The following is a 20,995-nucleotide window of genomic DNA, read 5'->3' as shown; positions in this document are numbered from 1 at the left end:
TTTGCGCAATGAAAATAAAAGAAACTCCACTTAAGGATTGCTACATTATCGAACCAACAGTATTTGAAGATGACCGCGGTTATTTTTTTGAAAAATACAACGAAACAAAATTCGAAGAACTTACCGGGATGAACGGCCATTTTGTGCAGGACAATATTTCAAAATCTTGTTATGGTGTTTTGCGGGGTCTGCACCTGCAGAAAGGGGAGTATGCACAGGCAAAGTTAGTTTCGTGTCTTGAAGGTAAAGTTTGGGATGTGGCAGTAGATTTAAGAGAAGACTCTCCAACGTTTGGAAAATGGTTTGGGATTGAACTTACAGCGGAAAATAAACTGCAGTTGTACGTTCCGAGAGGTTTTGGGCACGGTTTTTCTGTTCTGAGCGAAACAGCAGTTTTCTCATACAAATGTGATAATTTTTACAATAAAGAATCTGAAGGAGCCGTAAAATTTGATGATCCCGAATTGAATATCGACTGGAAAATTTCTCCCGCTGAAGCTGTACTTTCTGATAAAGATAAAACTGCACCGTTATTTGGCGAAAAAAATTATTAGATTTATTTTGTAATAAAATACTCAAAACCATCTTTTTAAGGTGGTTTTCTTTTTATGGCTCATGCTTTTTATAATTTTGTATCTTTGCACCCTGAAAAATAGAAAGATGCGTACAAAATCAACAGGCAAGAAAAAAATCAATGTAGTCACTCTCGGGTGTTCCAAGAATGTATATGATTCTGAGGTGCTGATGAGCCAGCTGAAAGCAAACGGAAAAGAAGTGGTGCACGAAGACCGTGGAGACATTGTGGTAATCAACACCTGTGGTTTTATTGATAATGCCAAAGAAGAATCTATCAACACGATTTTAGAATATGTGGAGGCTAAAAACCGTGGCGAAGTAGAAAAAGTTTTCGTTACAGGTTGTCTTTCAGAAAGATATAAACCGGATTTAATAAAAGAAATTCCTGATGTTGACCAGTATTTCGGTACCAGAGATCTTCCGATTTTGTTGAAGCATCTTGGTGCAGATTACAAGCACGAGTTGGTAGGTGAAAGATTAACTACGACGCCAAAACATTACGCTTACCTAAAAATTTCAGAAGGTTGCGACAGACCTTGTTCGTTTTGTGCAATTCCTTTGATGAGAGGCGGTCACGTTTCCACACCGATTGAAAAACTGGTTCTTGAAGCTGCAAAACTGGCTAAAAAAGGAACAAAAGAAATCATTCTTATCGCACAGGATCTGACTTATTACGGCTTAGATATTTATAAAAAGAGAGCTCTCGGCGAACTTTTAAAAGAGCTCGTAAAAGTAGAGGGAATCGAGTGGATCAGACTTCATTACGCCTTCCCAAGCGGTTTCCCGGAAGATGTTTTGGATATCATCAGAGAAGAACCTAAAGTTTGTAATTACATTGATATTCCGCTACAGCACATCAATTCAGACTTGCTTAAGTCTATGAAAAGAGGAACTACACACGAAAAAACAAATGCACTTTTAGATAAATTCAGAGAGAAAGTTCCGGATATGGCCATCAGAACTACTCTTATTGTAGGGTATCCCGGCGAAACCGAAGAGCGTTTCCAGGAATTGAAATCCTGGGTTCGTGAGCAGAAATTTGACCGTTTGGGATGTTTCACTTATTCTCACGAAGAAAATACAGGAGCTTATGTTTTGGAAGATGATGTTCCGCAGGAAGTAAAAGAGGCAAGGGTAGAGGAAATTATGGAAGTTCAGTCCCAGATCTCGTGGGAGAAAAATCAGGAAAAAATTGGGATGACTTTCAAATGTGTTTTTGACCGAAAAGAAGGAAATTATTTCATCGGAAGAACAGAATATGACTCTCCGGATGTTGATAACACCGTTTTGGTTTCCGCAGAAAACACCTACATTTCAATCGGAGATTTTGCCAATGTTAAAATTACTTCCGCTGAAGAATTTGATCTTTATGGAGAATTAATTTAAAATTTAATTCGATGATTAATATAAAACCAATGCTATTTCAGTATTGGTTTTTTAATGTTCAAAAATGCTTAAAACATTGATTAATAATGGTTTTTTACATATTATCCGACCATCTTGTTTGAAATTTAGTTAATTAAATTAACTTTTTAAGGCGATTTTTAACATAATTTAACAATCGTGCTCTCAGTCAAAACTGAACGTGATTTTAGGTTGAATTTAACTTTTTATTTTATTTTCATTAACAGTCGTTAACAAAAAAAATAGGTCACTACGATTTCGCACTTTACTTTTGCCGAGTCATTAACCCAAAAAATTTCAAAATGATGAAAAGATTTATTCTTGTAATCATAATGATGATTTCTGCTCTCGGTGTTTATTCTTTTTCAGAAAATACCGGTGATGCCAAGAAAACAAGTTATGCATCGTATTACCACGATAAATTTAACGGTAAAAAAACAGCAAGCGGAGAAGTGTTCGATAACAAAAAGCTTACCGCAGCAAACAGAACGCTTCCTTTCGGGACGATGGTAAAAGTTACCAACCTGAACAACGGAGAAGAAGTAATTGTAAAGATTAACGACAGAGGTCCTTTTCATTCTTCAAGAGCATTAGATATGTCTAAAGCAGCGTTTGACGAAATCGGAGATCTTGCAAGCGGCAAAATCCCAATTGAATATGAAGTTGTAGAAGTCGAAGAATAGACTGATATAAAATGGTAGAAGCCAACTGACTGCAGTTGGCTTTTTTTATGTCTTTATTTTAAATTTTAAATCTTGAATTTTAAACCTTAAATTCAAGAAGTGCCGGGCAATGATCTGAGTGCACAGCTTCCTTCAAAATTACCGCTCTGGAAAGTTTGTCTTTCATTGGGAGAGATGCAAAATTATAATCCAGACGCCAGCCTTTGTTGTTGGCTCTTGCGTTTTGACGGTAGCTCCACCAGGTGTAATTATTGGGTTCACCATTAAATTGTCTGAAGGTATCAATCAGTTCGCATTCATTGATGAAATCGGTCATCCATTCTCTTTCCATCGGCAGAAAGCCTGAGGTGTTCTTTAAACCCACGGGATTGTGAATGTCAATGGCGTGATGGCAGATATTAAAATCGCCGGAAATAATCAGATTGGGAATTTTTTTGCGTAGTTCTTTGATGTAGCTTAAGAAATCGTGGCAGAACTGCATTTTAAATTCAAGCCTTTCGATATTGGAAGCCGAGGGAACGTAAACAGAAATCACAGAAAAACCGTCAAAATCAGCACGAATAACTCGTCCTTCGTTATCATAACTTTCAATTCCGCAACCGTATTCAATATGTTTCGGCTGTATCTTAGACGCGATTCCTACGCCGCTGTAGCCTTTTCTCTGGGCAGAATGCCAGTAACTTTTGTAGCCGATTTTTTCAAGACTTTCAATATCAATCTGATCATTTCCGGCTTTACTTTCCTGAATGCAGACGATATCAGGATCTGCGGTTTTCAGCCAGCCTAAAAAATCTTTTGTAAATGCGGCTCTGATGCCGTTAACGTTGTATGTAATTAATCTCAAAATTATAATTTTGCCAAAAATACAAAAGGAAAACGGTTTTATGTTTTAACATTCCACAAAAAAAACCGGGCAGAAAATCTCTATTAATTTCCGCCCGGAGTTTATATTTAAAAATATTATTTGTCCGAATTTTCGATCTTCACAAAAATCTTCCAAATCAGCGTTAGCTTAAAAGCCAAACGCAATCAGCCAAAAGCAAGCTGCTACTTCGGCTCAAGAATACTGATTGGAATTATACATTCCTCCAGAGAAATTCCGCCGTGCTGATACGTTTCCTTATAATAATTTACAAAATGATTGTAGTTTTTAGGGTACGCCAAAAAGATATTGTTTTTGGCGAAAATATATTTCGAGCTTAGATTTCCCTTGGGTAAAAACAGTTTTTCGGGATTGCTCACCGCCCAAACGTCTTTGTCTTCATACGTTAAACTTTTTCCGGTTTTGTATCTGATGTTGGTTGAAGTTTCTCTGTCTCCCACCACACGACTTGGTTTTTTTACATAAACCGTTCCGTGATCGGTCGTGATTACTAATTTGAATCCGCTTTCGGCAGCCAGTTTAATAATTTTGATCAGCGATGAATTTTCAAACCAGTTCAGCGTAAGAGATCTGAAAGTTTTATCATCTCTGATTAACTGATTAACAATATGATTATCGGTTTTTGCGTGAGAGAGAATATCAATAAAATTATAAACAATTACCAGAAGATCATTGTTTTTATGCTGATTAAAATCTTCATAAATTTTTTTCTCAAAATCTGCATTCAGAATTTTCAGATATTTCATTGATTTAGAATTCAAACCAATTCTTTTCATCTGATCTTCCAGAAAATCTCTTTCAAATTCGTTTTTATTTCCGTCTTCATTATCATTAAACCATTTGTCTGGAAAACGCTTTTCAATTTCTGAAGGCATTAAACCTGCAAAAAATGAATTTCTTGCATACTGAGTCGCCGTTGGTAAAATACTGTAATAGTAATCTTCAGAAACTTTATTGTAAAACTTGGTGAAAAGAGGTTCTATCACTTTCCATTGGTCATATCGCAAATTGTCAACCATCAGAAGAAGAACTTTATCTTTTTCAACTTCCGGTTTTATTTTTTCTTTGAATAAAGTGTGGCTCATTAAAGGCTTCTCGCTATCCTGCAACCAATCTTCATAATTGTGTTCTATAAATTTCGCAAACTGAATATTGGCTTCTTCTTTCTGAGACTGAAGCAGATCTGCAAATTCATTGTCGGCAACCTTGTCAAATTTAATCTCCCAGTTCAGGATTTTCTTGTAATATTCTGCCCAATCCTGGTACGTTCGCAGATAAGAAAGTTCCATAGAAAGATTTCGGAATTCCTGCTGATACTGCAAAATCGTTTTTTGCTCCACGAGATTATCCTCCTGAAGGTTTTTCTTTAAAGAAAGCAAAATCTGATTGGGATTTACAGGTTTTAAAATATAATCGGCAATCTGCGATCCGATGGCTTCTTCCATGATGTGCTCTTCCTCACTTTTGGTTACCATCACAATTTTAAGGCTGCTGTCTTTCTCCTTGATCATCGGAATGGCTTCAAGACCGGAAATTCCCGGCATATTTTCGTCAATTAAAGTTAAAGCAAACTTCTCCGAATCCATAAGTTCCAGAGCCTCATTTACGTTGTTAACTGGCGTTACATGATATCCTTTTTTTTCTAAAAATACGATATGAGGTTTTAAAAGATCAATCTCATCATCGATCCATAATATTTTATCAGACATATATAAAGTTCTATATTTATTTGAGAGTTCAAAGTTTTTGAACTGTGGTATCAGTTCCAAAAGTACGCCAAAAGATAGTTAAGATTTGAATAAAGTTATCACAAAAATTTAATAAAATATCTAAATCGGAAAACATTTATTTTAAGGTTATTTTCCTGTCTCAATAAATTCCAATGCCCGCTCCAGAACTTCATCTTTATCATTTTTAATACCTTCAATGGTTGGTTTTGAAATAATGTCCGGAAGAATTCCTATTCTCTGAGTTTCTGTTCCGTCCGGATAAAAAGTTCCCAGGCAGGAAAACCGTGTGGGATTCCCCAGAATTTGAAATTCGTTTACATTTCCGTCAGCTCCTGAAGTTTGAGATCCTATAATCGTAGTGTTATCTAACGCATTTAAAATCATTGAGGTATATTCTGCATGACTTTGCGTGATTTCGTTCACCAAAACAACAATTTTTCCTTTATAAGATGAATTGTTGCTACGCCCGTACTTCTGAGTCAGCATATAATTATATTTTCCCGGATAACTAAAGTTGGCAGAGGTAAATGATACTGCATCTAATCTTTCAGGAAATAAATAGAGTGACAGTTTGTGAATTGTACCTTTAGGATAATTTCGGATGTCAAAAATAATGGCTTTGCTGTCCTTAATTTCTGCAAACATTTTGTCAACATTTTCTTTTTGAAGAATTCCCATATCCACATAAGCAACCTGATTGGAAAGCATTTTCCATCCCTCAATATTTTTCTTTTGGGAGAAACGGATATCGTTGAAGGGATATGTTCTTTCATTTAACTCCATTATTTTATCATCTCTCAGAATCTGTACAGTCAAATTGTCGTCATTGCTTCTGGTAGGAATTTTAGAGTAAACAAAATTCCGCTCTTTTACGGATGTGTTGGATGCAGGTAAATATTTCTTCGTATTCTCAAATATCTGTGAGATTTTAAGACTGTTAATTTTCAGTATAATATCGTTTTTTCTGAGCTGTGTTTTAGAACCAAAGTCGCCGGCTATTTCAGTGATAATCAACTGCCCGTCAATAAATTTATAATGTACAGGCAACATTTTCATTCCGAAAAACGAGTTCGTTTCCTTGCTTGAAAAATAAGAATGGCTGTCATCTGTTTTCGTAACGAGTTCCAGTACAGCGAGATGCAGTTCTCTGGTGTTTTTTACAGACGAAAATTTAGGAATCATTTCCGTTAAAACATTACTCCATTTCTGGTCGGTCTGATATTTATATGGAAAAAAATATTCAACAAAATTCCAGTATCTGAAAAGTTCAAGCAGCGAGTTTTCTCCCGAGATAAATTCGGAATTTGAAGTTTTCTCGTTCCTGTAATTTGCCACAGAACTTCTGTCAACTGTAATATAATGATTGTCTCCCAGGTTTCTGTTTTCCTCTATGAAATTTAGTTTTTCGATCACTTTTGGGTCAAAAACTCCTGCGTCATCTGTCCAGCTTAAATCAAAGTTTTTCAGGAAATATTTTTCACTTTTTTTAGTAGTGCATTTTTTACAGAAGTCCACTTTTCCCAAACTGTCGATCCAGCTTGAAAGCATATCGTTATATTTTGCTTTGCTGTTGATCTTTTCTGCTTCAATTATTTTTTCAACTAACTGTTTATCCCAGTTAAAATTGCCTTTTGCTACATTTGGGTGATAATATTTCAAAAAACCCCAGACTTTAGCCAAAGTTTCTAATTTTTGAGTTTCTGAGAGTTTTTCCTGAGCAAAATTCTTCTGAGTTCCTGCGAAAATAAATACGAAAAGAAGTAAAAATCTTTTCATAATAAATAATAGTTTTTAATTCCTCAAAAGTAGATTTACATTTTCAAAAGTTTTTCCCAATTAAAATTAAAAATGTGTTAAACTAAATTTATCTAATTTTGTAGTATTATTCAGCATTACCAATGAGCATCAACAAACTGAAGATCATCAACGACCCCGTTCACGGATTTATAAAAATTCCTCATGAAATACTTTTTGATGTCATCGAGCATCCGTATTTTCAGCGTTTAAGAAGAATCGGGCAGACCGGACTTTTAAATCTGATCTTTCCGGGAGCAACGCATACAAGATTTCACCACGCTTTGGGCGCCATGCATCTGATGTTTACTGCGATCGAAACTTTAAAACAGAAAGGAATAAAAATTTCTGTTGAGGAAGAAAAAGCAGCGATGCTGGCGATTTTAATGCACGATATCGGTCACGGTCCGTTTTCACATGCCTTAGAAAATATGCTGATGGACGACTGGCATCACGAGAATCTCTCTCTATTATTAATGAACAGATTAAATGAGGAGTTTAAAGGTGAACTTACGCTTGCTCTGGAAATGTTTCAGGGGAAATATCACAGGAAATTTTTTAATCAGCTGATTTCCTCTCAGTTGGATGTTGATAGGCTTGATTATCTAAACCGCGACAGCTTTTTTACCGGAGTATCTGAAGGAAATATCAATACCGAAAGAATTGTTTCTATGATGAACGTCTGCGATGAGGGTGAGCTGGTAATCGATGCAAAAGGAATTTATTCTATTGAAAACTTTCTTACTGCAAGAATGTTTATGTATTGGCAGGTTTATTATCACAAAACTTCGGCACTAGCAGAATTTCTTCTGGTGAAAGTTCTGGAACGCGCGAAATATCTGATTTCCCAGGGAATGAAACTTCCGGCAACAGAAAATCTCAGCTATTTTTTGTACAGAGGTAAAAGTGAAGCAACAGATGAGGATGTTTTCCGGTTTACACAGCTGGATGATAATGACGTCATTCAGGCGATGAAACTTTGGCAGAATTCTGAAGATTTTGTTCTGAGCTATTACTGCAGATGCATTATACAGAGAAATTTACCTAAAACTATTATATCGTCACAACCGTTTGGTGAGAGTTTCATTGAAGATAAAATAAAATCAACAAACACTTTTTTCAGAATTGATAATGGTGAAACACTTGTTCATGAGATTAAACGTAAACTTTTACCTTATGACATTGAGAAGCAGCCTATTTATCTTCTTCAGAAAGACGGTCTGAAAATACGGCTGGATCAATCGCAGGATCAATTGTTGTCAGGTCTTCTGAATACCAAAACAACCCGTTATATTCTTACCTTTCCGCGCGAAATTTCGTAGAAATTTTCATAAATATTATTAAAATTTAATATCTGAAATCCAAATTTTGTTTGTGAATTACAGAAATTCTTATCTTTGCAGAATATGGAATTTACAGCTTCGCAAATTGCAAGTTTTATTGACGGAAAAATCATCGGTGACGAAAACGCAGTGATCACTGGTGTTTCACCTATAGAAAGCGGAGAGCCAGGGCACTTATCTTTTATTGCTCAGGAGCGTTTTGCTCACCATTTAGATAGTTCAAAATGCTCGGTGCTTATTGTTACCGAGACACTTATCACTAAAGATCAATACACTCCCACACTTATTGCAGTGAAAGATGCCTATCTTTCTTTTCAGGTTTTAATGAACCTATATCAGGAGATGCAGGGTAGAAAAGAAGGCGTTGAAGATGGTTCTTCAATCCACGAAACCGCTGTGATAGGAGATAAAGTATACATCGGAGCATTTTCTTATGTTTCTGAAAAGGCAAAAATTGGTGAAGGTTCACAGATTTATCCTCAGGTTTACATCGGTAAGGGCGTAAAAATCGGCAAAAACTGTAAGATTGACAGTGGAGCGAGAATTTACGATTACTGCATCATCGGTGATAACTGTGTGATCCATTCCAATACCGTAATTGGTGGGGACGGATTTGGTTTTCAGCCAACACCTCAGGGTTTTCAGAAAATTCCTCAGTTAGGAAATGTGATTATTGAAGATAATGTGGAAATAGGATCCAACTGCAGTATTGACAGAGCAACGATTGGCTCTACAACGATTGGCAGGGGAACTAAAATTGACAATTTAATCCAGATTGCGCACAATGTGAAAATCGGTGCCAACAACGTTATCGCCTCACAGACAGGGATTGCAGGATCTACCACCATCGGCGACTGGAATCAGATTGGCGGACAGGTGGGCATTGTAGGACATATTAAAATTGGCAGTCAGGTGAAAATTCAGGCACAGAGCGGTGTGAGTGCGAGTGTGAATGATAAAGAAACCATTTACGGATCGCCTGCTATAGCCTATAATGACTATCTCAGAAGCTACGTACATTTCAGGAAACTTCCTGAAATGGCAAAAAGAATAAATAATCTTGAGAATATCTCAAAAGATCATACGAATGAGTGATATGCAAAAAACGCTTCAGGAGGAGGTTACTCTTTCTGGAATTGGCCTTCATACCGGTAGAGAAGTAAAACTTACCATTAAACCGGCAAAAGAAAACACTGGTTTTGTATTTGTACGCACAGATCTTGAGGGGCATCCCCAGGTAGAAGCTGATGTAAACTACGTAACTGCCACCGAAAGAGGTACAACCCTTGAGAAACTCGGAGTAAAAATCAATACCTGCGAGCATCTTCTGGCTGCTCTGGTAGGTTGTGATGTAGACAATGCCTACCTCGAGATGGATGCTTCTGAACCTCCTATCCTGGATGGTTCTTCAAAGTTCTTCGTAGAAGCGATTGAAAGTGTAGGTGTGGTAGATCAGACCGTTGCCAGAGAATATCTTGTAATCAAGGAGGTACTTACCTACAGCGACCCAAATACAGGTTCAGAAATTACCATTATACCATCTGATACGTACGAGATTACAACAATGGTAGATTTTGGGACTAAAGTTTTAGGAACTCAGAATGCTACACTTAAAAATATTTCAGAATTTAAAGAAGAAATTTCGTCAGCAAGAACATTCAGCTTCCTGCATGAATTAGAAATGCTTCTGGATCACGGTCTGATTAAAGGTGGTGATATTTCAAACGCTATCGTTTACGTAGACAAAGATTTGACTGCTGAAACTACAGAAAAACTGAAAAAAGCTTTTGGTAAAGATCATGTAGCCATAAGACCTAACGGAATTCTGGATAACTTAACGTTAAACTATCCAAACGAAGCTGCAAGACACAAACTGCTCGACGTGATTGGTGATTTGGCTTTGACAGGAGTTAAAATTAAAGGGAAAGTAATTGCTAACAAACCTGGACATTTCGTCAACACGCAGTTTGCAAAAAAACTGAACCGCCAGTGGAAACTTCAGAAAAAGAAAAACGTACCGGAATTTGATTTGAACAAACCACCGGTTTTCGATATCAACGGAATTATGAGATTAATGCCTCACCGTTATCCGTTTTTGTTGATCGATAAAGTTCTTGAGCTTTCAGACAAACACGTGGTAGGTTTAAAAAATGTCACTTTTAACGAGCCGTTTTTCGTAGGACACTTCCCTAAAGAGCCGGTAATGCCGGGCGTTTTACAGGTGGAAGCTTTAGCTCAGACGGGGGGAATCCTTGTTTTGGCAAGTGTTCCGGATCCTGAAAATTATTCTACTTATTTCATCAAAATAGATAAAGTAAAATTCAAAAGAAAAGTAATTCCTGGGGATACTCTGGTTTTCAAAATTGAATTGATTACGCCAATCAGAAGAGGGATTGTGCACATGCAGGGTTACGGTTATGTGGGCGATCAGGTAGCGGTAGAAGCAGAATTAATGGCTCAGGTAGCTAAAAATAAAGTTGACTAAATGATTCACCAACTCGCTGCCGTTGACAAACGTGCAAAAATCAGCAAAAATGTTACCATCGAACCATTTACTACCATTGCAGGAGATGTCGAAATTGGTGAAGGAACCTGGATTGGTTCCAACGTAACCATAATGGATGGTGCAAGAATAGGCAAAAACTGCAGGATTTTTCCGGGAACGGTGATCTCAGCAATTCCTCAGGATTTGAAATTTGATGGTGAAGATACCCAAACAATAATAGGTGACGAAACCACAATCAGAGAATGTGTGACGGTAAACCGGGGTACAAAAGCTTTAGGTTTTACAAAAATAGGAACCAACTGCCTGATTATGGCGACTTCACACATTGCGCACGACTGTGTAATCGGTGATCACGTAATCATCGTAAACGGCTGCGGAATTGCAGGGCATGTTGAGATTGGTGATTATACTGTAATGGGTGGGCTTTCAGCGGTGCATCAGTTTGGTAAAATCGGTAAACACGTGATGATTTCCGGTGGAACTTTGGTAAGAAAAGATATTCCGCCTTACGTAAAAGTGGCACGTGAGCCAATGTCTTATGCAGGAATCAATTCTGTAGGTTTAAGAAGAAGAGGTTTTACCAACGATAAAATTTTTGAAATTCAGAAAATTTACAGAGCGATTTTCCAGATGAAAATGAATGTTTCTCAGGCAGTTTCGCATATCGAAAAAGAAATGCTTCCTACGGCAGAAAGAGATGAGATTCTTCAGTTTATTCAGAATTCACCAAGAGGTATCGTGAAAGGGTACGGAACCGGGAAAGAATAAAATAAAACTTAAAGCGATGAAAATTTCAATATTGATCTTAACAGCTCTTTCAACATTGGCTTTCGGACAGGAAAAAAGAAATTCAGACTTGAAAACAAAAGATTCGGTTGCAGTAAGCAATGTAAATTCTATTCTGTTCAATTCCAAAAAGTCTTTACCAAGTTTAAAAGCAGATCTTCACAATTCACCCGAAATGAAGAAGAATGTAAACCAGCTCAATGCAAACACTATTAATTTCAATACAGTGATGAATGGTCAGTACATTGATCAGATGACTTCGGGAACGATGACCAGACCGAGAGTGGATGCTATCCACAGGGCAGGAAGAACGGTTTTAAGCGTTCCGGTTTACAAAACAAAATAATAAAAATAATATAAAAATAATAATGGCAACAAGTAACGATATCAGAAAAGGTCTTTGCATCGAATTCAGTAATGATATTTTCAAAATTATTGAATTTCTTCACGTAAAACCGGGTAAAGGTCCTGCTTTCGTAAGAACAAAAATGAAATCTGTAACCAACGGAAAAGTTTTGGATAACACTTTCTCTGCAGGTCACAAAATTGATGAAGTAAAAGTAATCACAAGAAAATTCCAGTATCTTTATGATGATGAGAATGGTTTCCACTTTATGAATAACGATGATTTCTCTCAGTTGTATTTAAATAAAGAAATGATTGAAAACTCAAACCTGATGAAAGCAGGTGAAGAAGTAACCATCATTTTAAAAGAAGCTGACGAAACTCCGCTTTCTGCAGAATTGCCACAATCTGTTTACCTTGAGGTAGTAGAAGCAGATCCGGGTGTAAAAGGAAACACAGCAACCAACGCTTTGAAAAATGCAATCGTAGAAACAGGAGCAAGAGTAATGGTTCCTTTATTCATCGAGGCTGGCGACAAAATCAAAGTAAGCACAGAAGACGGTTCTTATTTAGAAAGAGTAAAAGAGTAATTCTATACAATATCAGAAGCTGAAAGCATTATAACTTTCAGCTTTTGTTTTTTACTATTGGCTGGCCTTCAAAAAATTTCTTTTATTTGGGCAGCAATTTCCGCCTTCCACTCCCGCTTTTTTGTGCCCTGGCTTTTCCCACCGCTTACAAAAAGAGCTCCGTTCAAGTCGGGCTGCAAAGTAGGCAGTATAAATATCTTTTCAAAATTGAATTATTAAGCAGTAAGACACTAAAAATATCCACTGCATAAAAATCAATCATCGATCATCAATCATCAATCATTACTTATTACTCATCACCCATTACTAATAAATTATGACCTTTCATCAGCCACAAAAATTAAAAACGATTGCTGACATTATCGGCGCAAAATTCGTGGGTTCCGAAGATTTTCAGGTTTTTGGCACCAACGAAATTCACAGAGTAAAATCAGGTGAAATTGTTTTTGTTAACCATCCAAAATATTACGACAAAGCTTTAAATTCTGCCGCTACCATTATTTTAATTGATAAAGAAGTAGAATGTCCTGAAGGCAAAGCACTTCTCATTTCTGAAGACCCTTTCGGGGATTTTAATAAAATCAATACGCATTTTACAAGAATCTACAACTTCACCGAAACACTTCACGATGTTGAAATAGGAGAGGGCACAAAAATTCATCCTTCAGCAGTTCTTGGCAACAACATTACCATCGGAAAAAACACTTTGATTTTCCCAAATGTTGTTATCGGTGACAGAACCGTGATTGGTGATAATGTTGTCATTCAATCCAACACAGTTTTGGGTGGCGACGCATTTTATTACAGAAAAATCAACGGAAATTTCGACCGTTTAATCTCAGTAGGAAATGTTGTAATTGAAAACAATGTAGAGATAGGAAATGCTTGCACCATCGACAGAGGTGTTACAGATTCCACAATTATCGGGGAGGGTTCAGTTTTAGACAATCAAATCCAGATTGGTCATGATACCGTGATTGGAAAAAGATGTCTGATTGCTTCTCAGGTCGGTATTGCAGGCTGTTGCATCATCGGTGATGACGTCACTCTGTGGGGACAGGTTGGCATCGCATCCGGAAATAATATCGAAAGTGGCACTGTACTTTTAGGGAAAACAGGAGTCAACCGCGACCTCAAAAAAGGCACTTATATCGGCATGTTCGCAGAAGATTATAAAACTTACCTCAAAAAAGAGGTGAAAATGAGAAATCTTGAATAAACAAATGACTTGGTTTTATCTTAAATCAAAGAAAAATAAGTAAATTTGTGAGCATTAATAAATTAAGAAAATAAATTTAAAAAACAATAAAATGTCAATTTTAGTAAACAAAGATTCTAAAGTAATTGTACAGGGTTTTACAGGAAACGAAGGTACTTTCCACGCAGGCCAAATGATTGAATACGGAACCAACGTTGTAGGTGGTGTTACTCCGGGAAAAGGAGGAAGCGAGCACTTAGGGAAGCCGGTTTTCAACACAGTGGCTGATGCTGTTTCAACAGCGGGAGCAAACGTAAGTATCATTTTTGTACCGCCTGCATTTGCTGCAGATGCGATCATGGAAGCTGCTGAAGCGGGTATCAAAGTAATCGTTTGTATTACGGAAGGTATTCCTGTGGCTGATATGGTGAAAGTAAAATCTTATATCGCTGATAAAGACTGCAGATTGATAGGGCCAAACTGTCCTGGTATCATCACTTCTGATGAGGCTAAAATTGGTATTATGCCAGGTTTCGTTTTCAAAGCAGGTAAAGTGGGAATCGTTTCAAAATCAGGAACTCTTACTTACGAAGCTGCTGATCAGGTTGTAAAAGCCGGTTACGGAATTTCTACAGCTATCGGAATCGGTGGTGACCCAATTATCGGGACTACTACAAGAGAAGCTTTGGAATTGTTCATCAACGATCCTGAAACTGAAGCGGTTGTAATGATCGGAGAAATCGGTGGAGGTCTTGAGGCTGAAGCTGCAAGATGGTATAAAGCAAGTGGTTCTACTAAGCCGGTGGTAGGTTTCATCGCAGGTCAGACTGCTCCTAAAGGAAGAACGATGGGTCACGCAGGTGCAATCGTTGGTGGTGATGAAGATACAGCTCAGGCTAAAATGGAAATCATGAGAGAAAACGGAATTAACGTTGTAGACTCTCCTGCAGAAATCGGTGTTACCATCGCAAAAGTTTTAGGATAAAAACAAATTTGATATGAAATCGCCATTAATAATACATTGCATGCAAACACAATATAGACTTGGCGATAACATGTGTCCTTTAAAAACAATTTAAAAACTACATATGAAAAAAATATTATTGGCATCAGCTTTAGCCTTTTCCCTTATGGCTTCCGCACAGATCGATTTAAGAAACACAAGATTCGGTCTTACAGCGGGGGTAAACAATTCCAGAGTAAAAAATGCGCACAATCCTTCGGGTTCCAGAGTGGCTTTTCAGGGTGGTGTTTTGGCATTGATTCCGATGGGAAGTTCCAATCAGTTTTTCCTTCAGCCGGAAGTTGTTTACTATGGCGCAGGTGAATCTGGAAAAGATAAGGATGCAAAAGGGATGCAGGGCTACAACGCAATGTATGCAAACAATTACATCAGCGTTCCGGTCTCTTTTAAAGGATATTTTTCTGAAGCTGAATCTGAGTTTTTCGGACAAATTGGCCCGAGATTCAACTTTTTGATCGATCAGAAAGTTACCAATGAATCAAGAGAAATCTACCGTACAGACAGATTCGGAAAAGCAAAATCTTTTAATTTTGCCATTGGTGCGGGTATTGGTTACAGCTACAAAAGACAGTTAGAATTGACTTTAAAATATGATTTTGGATTGTCTAATACCTATCCAACCTTAGATGAGAGTAAAATTGATGCTAACTCTGCAAAGAAGAAATCTGAGCAGGTTTTAAGTCTTAGCTTAAGCTATATCTTCAATTAATATTTTTTGAATTAAAATAAAAACGCCCGGTTTCTGTTGGAAGCCGGGCGTTTTGTTTGTAGGTGATTACGGATGAAATCTATTCATCATCTTCTTTTCTGTAGCCCTCAGTAGTAAGAATGTTCTATTCCCTTAAAGTAAACTTCTCTGCTGTCAATCTCATCAGTTAAGTTTTCGGAAAGTAATGTTCTCAACTCCAGATCATTGATAGGCTTCGTTCCATCGCCTATAGATACAGGGTTTTATCTACAATTGCCAGTTGACTATTTTTCCTAAATTCTTCTTTAAAATTAAATCAAGCCAGATGCGCATCGTCCTTCCATTGCCTTCAATAAAGGGATGAGCAATATTCATTTCAAGATATTTTTTGATATGATTTCTTCAAAAGAGTGTTCAGGCATCAATTTTATTTTAGCCAAAATTTCATTCAGATATAAAGCTGTTGCAACCCTGAATCCACATTTCGAAATATGATGTGCGCGAATCTCTCACGCGAAATCATATAATTTATCAAAAAGATAGTGGTGAAGCTGCAGCAATCCTGTCGTAGAGCCAACTTCAACAGACAGAATGTATCCGCTTTCAAACAGGCGATATCCATGATTCAGACATAATTTATCAATGTTTTTCATCTTATTCAAATGAATTTTCCCTTTCAAACTACTCTTTAATCCACTTCCAGATCTCCTTCAGACTCGCCTTATTTCCGTACATTAAAATTCCGACTCTGTAAATTTTTCCTGCAACAAAAATCATAAAAATGGTCGTCGCCAAAAGCAGAAAAATTGAAAGTGCAATCTGCCACGCCGGAACCCCAAACGGAATTCTCGCAATCATAGCCACCGGAGAAGTAAACGGAATAATCGACAGCCAGAAACCAAGCGGCCCGTCAGGATTATTCATCACAGAAAAGCTTCCGTACATTCCCAACATCAGCGGAAGGATGGCAAAAATGGTGAATTGCTGCGTTTCTGTTTCATTGTCTACCGCCGAACCTACAGCTGCGTAAATCGAGCTGTAAAACATATATCCCAAAAGGAAAAACACAATGAAAACGAAAATAATTAATGGGAAATTCAGCTCCAGAAGACTGTGGGAAATCTGAGTTCCCATTTCAACAATGTCAAACTTTGAAGCCATCTCTTCATCAGCCCCGGGAATATTTTTTTGAATGGACGAAAAGCCTGTGTTTAAAACCAATGCGCCAATAACTGACATCGTAATCCATACAAGAAATTGGGTAAGAGCAACAAGTGTTACACCTAAAATTTTTCCCATCATCAGCTCAAATGGCTTCACAGACGAAATGATAATTTCCACCACACGGTTGTTTTTCTCTTCCAAAACGCTTCGCATTACACGAACGCCGTAAATGATGATAAACATAAACGTAACGTACATCAAAAGCATACTGAGAACGCTTTTCACACCGAAAGCCATGTCAGAATCTTCTTTATCATCGTTCGTCAGATTGATGGTGGTAAGCGAAAATCTTTTATCCAAATCTTCCAGTTGGGAATTCTGAATACCGAGTTTTTTTATCTTTTCTTTTTTGAGAATTTCATTGATGTCTGAAGCAATCATTTTTTTGGTGTCAAAACCAATTTTTGTGTTGAGCAAAAGCTGTGTGTTTTTTTCAAAACCTGCATAATCAGAACTGTTGAGCTGAGGTAAAATCAAAATTCCGTCAGTCGCCTCACTTTTCTTCAGAGACTTAATTTTCTTTTCCGGATTTGCGTCTGTGATAAAATTGTAATTGATTTTATCGTCTGATTTCAATGCATTTTTAAACAGTCCGCTGTTGTCTACCACTTCAATTTTCGTGTGGGATTCATTAGCTTTAAACATCAGTCCGATGACTGCTCCAAAAGCCAAAAGCAGGATTGGAGCCAAAAGAGTAAGTACAACAAAAGATTTTTTCTTCACCTGCGTTAGAAATTCTCTTTTGGTTATTAAGATGATATTGTTCATAGATTTTTATTAAAAGGTTGGGTGCTGGAAGTTTGATGCTTAATGTCTAATCTTTGATTGTTTATGAATCATCATTTATAAATTATCACCCATTATTCGAGACTGCACTGATGAATACCTCATTCATACTTGGAATTTTCTCCTCGAAAGTCCTGATGTTTCCTGTTTTCAAAACTTCGGTGATGAGTTCGTTTTGCGAAATATTATTTTTAATATCAAACGTCGTAAGGCTGTGTTCACTTTTCAGATTTAAAACCTCAAATTTTTCTTTAAATAAATTGAAATTCTCCTGTTTCACTTCAGAAAGTTTTACGGCAAAAATATTCTTCTTGAATTTTTCCCGAACTTCAAAAACTCTTCCGTCGATTATTTTTTTTGAATTATTGATCAAAGCCACATAATCGCACATTTCTTCCACGCTTTCCATTCTGTGGGTGGAAAGAATAATGGTTGTCCCATTGTTCTTTAAATCTATTATTTGATCTTTAATTAAATTGGCATTCACTGGGTCAAAACCGGAAAATGGTTCATCCAGAATCAAAAGATTGGGTCTGTGCAAAACCGTCACCACAAATTGAATTTTTTGAGCCATTCCTTTGGAAAGTTCCGTCAGTTTTTTCTTCCACCACTGGTCGATGTGAAGTTTTTCAAACCATTTCTTAGCTTCAGAAAGCGCGTCATTTTTAGACATTCCCTTCAATTCCCCGAAATAAAGAATCTGATCGCCGATGCTCATGTTTTTGTATAAACCACGTTCTTCAGGCATATAGCCGATGTTTCTGATGTGTGAAGGATTGAGTTTTTCCCCATCAATATGAATGTCACCCGAATCTGCTTTGGTGATCTGATTGATGATGCGAATAAAAGATGTTTTTCCTGCACCGTTGGGACCGAGAAGTCCGTAAATGCTGCCTTTGGGAACCGAGATACTGAAATCGTCCAGTGCGATTTTTTTTCCCGAATCGTAGGTCTTTATAATATGCTCAGCTTTTAACATGAGAAATTTTTAGAAATAAATTAGAAGCCGAAAGTTACGGAATAATTAACTCAGAATAAAGGGCAAAAAAAAATCCTGATGATTATCAGGATTGAGTAGATTTTATTGTTTAACGATTTGCGTTACTTTCTGAGTGTTGTCGCTCAGTATGTAACGAATCATGTATTTTCCGGGTCTGATATTTCCGATATTGATTTCGCCCTTGTTGGCGTTAATATTATAGCTTGCCACCTGAGTTCCCATAATCGAGTAAAAGGTAACGTTTTTGATTTTTAAGTTGGCATCCTTTGCCTTTACCATCAAAAAGTCTTTTGCCGGATTTGGATATGCCGTCAAAATTCCGTCGTCAGATTTCTGTGATACGGAGGAAGGCTCTCTCAATTGTGCTTTCATTTGATTTGAAAACCCTAAAAAGCTGCCTGTAAATAGTATAATTAGTAAAATTTTTCTCATTAAACGCATTTTTGCATATAAACTCTAACAAAAGTATTAAATTACTTTCTACTGTGCAACATCTTTTTGCATCAGAAGTATTAAATTTGTATCAATATTTCAAAAAGTATTCCAAATAATGATATATTCAAGAAACAGAAGGCTCAGATCTACTGAGGCCGTGCGCAGTCTGGTAAGGGAAAGCCACCTTTCGGTAAATGATTTTGTAATGCCGGTTTTTGTGATGGAGGGAGAGAATAAAGAAGAAGCGATTGCTTCAATGCCTGGGATTTTCAGACGCAGCATTGATCTTACGGTGAAGGAATGTAAAGAACTTTTTTCACTCGGAGTAAAAGCAGTGAATCTTTATATGAAAGTTTCCGATCATCTCAAAGACAACACCGGAAAAGAAGCATGGAACAGAGACGGATTGATGCAGCAAACCATAAAGGAAATAAAAGATGCTGTTCCGCAAATGATTGTAATGCCTGATGTAGCTTTAGATCCTTATTCTATCTACGGTCACGACGGGATTATTGAGAATGGGAAAATAATCAATGATGCCACCAACGATGCTCTTGCAAGAATGTCAGTTTCACATGCTGAAGCCGGTGCAGATATTGTTGCGCCGAGTGACATGATGGATGGCAGAGTGTTGACCATCAGGGAAGCATTGGAGGAAAGTGGCTTTCATGATGTCGGGATTTTAAGCTATGCCGCAAAATATGCGAGTTCATTCTACGGACCTTTCAGAAGTGCTCTGGACAGTGCTCCGAAGGAGATGGGCGAAATTCCGAAGGATAAAAAAACTTATCAGATGGATTTTCATAATTCAAGGGAAGCTTTGAATGAAGTCTTCAAGGATGTGGATGAAGGAGCAGATATTATCATGATTAAACCGGGGCTTCCATATCTGGATATTGTTGCCAAAGTACGTGAGGCAATCGACCTTCCCATCGCAGTCTACAACGTAAGCGGTGAATATGCTATGGTAAAAGCCGCTGCCCAGAACGGCTGGCTGGATAATGATAAAACCATCATCGAAAGCCTCACCTGCTTTAAAAGAGCGGGCGCAGATATGATTTTCACCTATTTTGCAAAAGAAGCAGCAATGCTTTTGAATAAATAATTTAAAATACTCTCGCAGATTTTGATGATCAGCAGATTTTAAATTTTTTATCCGCTTAATCAGTAAAATCTGCGAGAATTTTAGAAAATATTTAAAGGATATCAAAATCTTTCCCTCTCACAAATTTTGCAGCAAAAGGAGACTGATTTCCGGTATATTTTAAGACAAAGTTCTTTTTGGTTTCAGTATCTACATTGGTCTGAACTTCCACATTCTGAGTGCTGAAACTTACGTCTAAGTTCACTCCGCTATCTTTTTCCAGATTTATTTCAACACTTTCAGCATAGAAAAGTGCGGTACTAAGAAAATTAAACTTTACATTTTTTCTGTAAGCTTTCGATTCATCTTGTGTAAACTGAGAGTATTTTCTTAAAATCTCAATTCCGGGAACATCAATGTTGGTGATGCGGGATTTGGTTACGTTGCTCACTTTGATTGTAAAATCTTTTGCGTTTTTCAGATCGCCTTTCACATCAATATTAAATAAAGATGGCAGCGAAAGTCCAAAATCCAGCATACTGTCTTTATTAAACTGAAAATCGGGAATCATTGCGGAGAATTTCTTTACCTCTTTTAAATGGTTTTTAACCCTTTCCAATTCTTCGCCGGCAAATAAATATCCGATCAGATTATTGTTGGTAGTACGCCAGTTTCTTCCGTTTCTCTCATAAATTTCACAGAGCATCGTGTCTTCAGAAGAATGGGGAAGTAGATCAATGTCCTGCCATTTAAAAACCTCCTTTGCATACGGAAGCCTGTTGATTATTGAAGTTCCCAGATCAAGGGCGAGAAGTTCGGTAAGCTGTTGATTGTTTTGCATAAAAATTAGTTTTTTGGTTACAGTAAAAATAGATAAATTTTCAGCAACGAGGGATTATTAATTAAATGAAATATT

General features: G+C 37.1%; 20 protein-coding genes and 1 pseudogene. 13 read left to right on the top strand and 8 right to left on the bottom strand.

The window, feature by feature from the left end; genetic code table 11:
* The first annotated feature begins 8 nt into the window (after nucleotides 1-8).
* The 3 genes from rfbC (at nucleotide 9) to ASG31_RS17705 (ending at nucleotide 2,663) form a co-directional block, all read left to right on the top strand.
* Nucleotides 9-554, top strand: coding sequence for a dTDP-4-dehydrorhamnose 3,5-epimerase (gene rfbC, locus ASG31_RS17715; protein ID WP_056036005.1), 546 nt, complete (start codon nucleotides 9-11; stop codon nucleotides 552-554).
* 106 nt (nucleotides 555-660) lie between these two features.
* On the top strand, nucleotides 661-1,962 hold the full coding sequence (gene rimO / locus ASG31_RS17710; protein WP_056036001.1) for a 30S ribosomal protein S12 methylthiotransferase RimO: 1,302 nt from the start codon (nucleotides 661-663) through the stop codon (nucleotides 1,960-1,962).
* Between the two features lie 320 nt (nucleotides 1,963-2,282).
* Nucleotides 2,283-2,663: a septal ring lytic transglycosylase RlpA family protein gene (locus ASG31_RS17705; protein WP_056035998.1), complete on the top strand. Its 381-nt coding sequence runs from the start codon at nucleotides 2,283-2,285 to the stop codon at nucleotides 2,661-2,663.
* Nucleotides 2,664-2,742: 79 nt separating this feature from the next.
* Here ASG31_RS17705 and ASG31_RS17700 read toward each other — a convergent pair whose 3' ends face one another.
* The 3 genes from ASG31_RS17700 to ASG31_RS17690 form a co-directional block, all read right to left on the bottom strand.
* On the bottom strand, nucleotides 2,743-3,507 hold the full coding sequence (locus ASG31_RS17700; protein ID WP_056035994.1) for an exodeoxyribonuclease III: 765 nt from the start codon (nucleotides 3,505-3,507) through the stop codon (nucleotides 2,743-2,745).
* Between the two features lie 203 nt (nucleotides 3,508-3,710).
* Entirely contained in the window at nucleotides 3,711-5,255 is a 1,545-nt protein-coding gene (locus tag ASG31_RS17695) for a bifunctional response regulator/alkaline phosphatase family protein (RefSeq protein ID WP_056035991.1), read from the bottom strand.
* Between the two features lie 147 nt (nucleotides 5,256-5,402).
* Nucleotides 5,403-7,052: a S41 family peptidase gene (locus ASG31_RS17690; RefSeq protein WP_056035989.1), complete on the bottom strand. Its 1,650-nt coding sequence runs from the start codon at nucleotides 7,050-7,052 to the stop codon at nucleotides 5,403-5,405.
* Nucleotides 7,053-7,174: 122 nt separating this feature from the next.
* Here ASG31_RS17690 and ASG31_RS17685 point away from each other — a divergent pair, with 122 nt between their 5' ends.
* The 9 genes from ASG31_RS17685 (at nucleotide 7,175) to ASG31_RS17645 (ending at nucleotide 15,571) form a co-directional block, all read left to right on the top strand.
* Nucleotides 7,175-8,392, top strand: a complete 1,218-nt coding sequence (locus ASG31_RS17685) for an HD domain-containing protein (RefSeq protein ID WP_056035986.1) — start codon at nucleotides 7,175-7,177, stop codon at nucleotides 8,390-8,392.
* Nucleotides 8,393-8,476: 84 nt separating this feature from the next.
* Nucleotides 8,477-9,508 carry a UDP-3-O-(3-hydroxymyristoyl)glucosamine N-acyltransferase gene (gene lpxD / locus ASG31_RS17680; RefSeq protein ID WP_056035983.1) on the top strand — a complete coding sequence of 344 codons (1,032 nt, stop codon included), beginning with the start codon at nucleotides 8,477-8,479 and terminating at the stop codon, nucleotides 9,506-9,508.
* Nucleotides 9,501-10,898, top strand: coding sequence for a bifunctional UDP-3-O-[3-hydroxymyristoyl] N-acetylglucosamine deacetylase/3-hydroxyacyl-ACP dehydratase (locus tag ASG31_RS17675; protein ID WP_056035979.1), 1,398 nt, complete (start codon nucleotides 9,501-9,503; stop codon nucleotides 10,896-10,898). Before lpxD ends, ASG31_RS17675 begins: the two co-directional genes overlap by 8 nt.
* The gene (gene lpxA, locus ASG31_RS17670; RefSeq protein WP_056035976.1) at nucleotides 10,899-11,687 is read left to right on the top strand and encodes an acyl-ACP--UDP-N-acetylglucosamine O-acyltransferase; all 789 of its coding nucleotides are present in this window, start codon (nucleotides 10,899-10,901) and stop codon (nucleotides 11,685-11,687) included.
* Between the two features lie 16 nt (nucleotides 11,688-11,703).
* Nucleotides 11,704-12,051, top strand: coding sequence for a hypothetical protein (locus ASG31_RS17665; RefSeq protein WP_056035973.1), 348 nt, complete (start codon nucleotides 11,704-11,706; stop codon nucleotides 12,049-12,051).
* Between the two features lie 22 nt (nucleotides 12,052-12,073).
* Nucleotides 12,074-12,640: an elongation factor P gene (efp, locus tag ASG31_RS17660; RefSeq protein ID WP_056035970.1), complete on the top strand. Its 567-nt coding sequence runs from the start codon at nucleotides 12,074-12,076 to the stop codon at nucleotides 12,638-12,640.
* 316 nt (nucleotides 12,641-12,956) lie between these two features.
* The gene (locus ASG31_RS17655) at nucleotides 12,957-13,859 is read left to right on the top strand and encodes an LpxD N-terminal domain-containing protein (RefSeq protein ID WP_056035968.1); all 903 of its coding nucleotides are present in this window, start codon (nucleotides 12,957-12,959) and stop codon (nucleotides 13,857-13,859) included.
* A gap of 91 nt (nucleotides 13,860-13,950) precedes the next feature.
* Complete coding sequence (gene sucD, locus ASG31_RS17650) at nucleotides 13,951-14,823, top strand: succinate--CoA ligase subunit alpha (RefSeq protein WP_056035965.1); 873 nt, start codon at nucleotides 13,951-13,953, stop codon at nucleotides 14,821-14,823.
* A gap of 103 nt (nucleotides 14,824-14,926) precedes the next feature.
* Nucleotides 14,927-15,571 (top strand): porin family protein, encoded by a 645-nt coding sequence (locus ASG31_RS17645; RefSeq protein WP_056035963.1) that lies wholly within the window; start codon nucleotides 14,927-14,929, stop codon nucleotides 15,569-15,571.
* A gap of 107 nt (nucleotides 15,572-15,678) precedes the next feature.
* On the opposite strand, the pseudogene fic reads toward ASG31_RS17645, so the two are convergent.
* From fic to ASG31_RS17625, 4 genes and pseudogenes are all read right to left on the bottom strand, one after another.
* Nucleotides 15,679-16,203: pseudogene (fic, locus tag ASG31_RS19215) on the bottom strand (protein adenylyltransferase Fic).
* A 28-nt stretch (nucleotides 16,204-16,231) separates the two neighbouring features.
* Nucleotides 16,232-17,542 carry an ABC transporter permease gene (locus ASG31_RS17635; protein WP_056035959.1) on the bottom strand — a complete coding sequence of 437 codons (1,311 nt, stop codon included), beginning with the start codon at nucleotides 17,540-17,542 and terminating at the stop codon, nucleotides 16,232-16,234.
* 85 nt (nucleotides 17,543-17,627) lie between these two features.
* Nucleotides 17,628-18,539, bottom strand: a complete 912-nt coding sequence (locus ASG31_RS17630) for an ABC transporter ATP-binding protein (protein WP_056035955.1) — start codon at nucleotides 18,537-18,539, stop codon at nucleotides 17,628-17,630.
* A gap of 102 nt (nucleotides 18,540-18,641) precedes the next feature.
* The gene (locus tag ASG31_RS17625; RefSeq protein WP_056035954.1) at nucleotides 18,642-18,992 is read right to left on the bottom strand and encodes a T9SS type A sorting domain-containing protein; all 351 of its coding nucleotides are present in this window, start codon (nucleotides 18,990-18,992) and stop codon (nucleotides 18,642-18,644) included.
* Nucleotides 18,993-19,110: 118 nt separating this feature from the next.
* Here ASG31_RS17625 and hemB point away from each other — a divergent pair, with 118 nt between their 5' ends.
* A complete protein-coding gene (gene hemB, locus ASG31_RS17620) occupies nucleotides 19,111-20,100 on the top strand; it encodes a porphobilinogen synthase (RefSeq protein WP_056035951.1) in 990 nt (329 codons plus the stop codon).
* 91 nt (nucleotides 20,101-20,191) lie between these two features.
* Here the strand turns inward: hemB and ASG31_RS17615 are convergent, their stop codons facing one another.
* The gene (locus tag ASG31_RS17615; protein WP_056035948.1) at nucleotides 20,192-20,920 is read right to left on the bottom strand and encodes a hypothetical protein; all 729 of its coding nucleotides are present in this window, start codon (nucleotides 20,918-20,920) and stop codon (nucleotides 20,192-20,194) included.
* Nucleotides 20,921-20,995: the final 75 nt, after the last annotated feature.

It is taken from the genome of Chryseobacterium sp. Leaf404 (assembly GCF_001424145.1).
In the GTDB taxonomy this organism is placed as follows: Bacteria; Bacteroidota; Bacteroidia; order Flavobacteriales; family Weeksellaceae; genus Chryseobacterium.
This window is presented reverse-complemented; position numbering and strand designations above follow the sequence as displayed.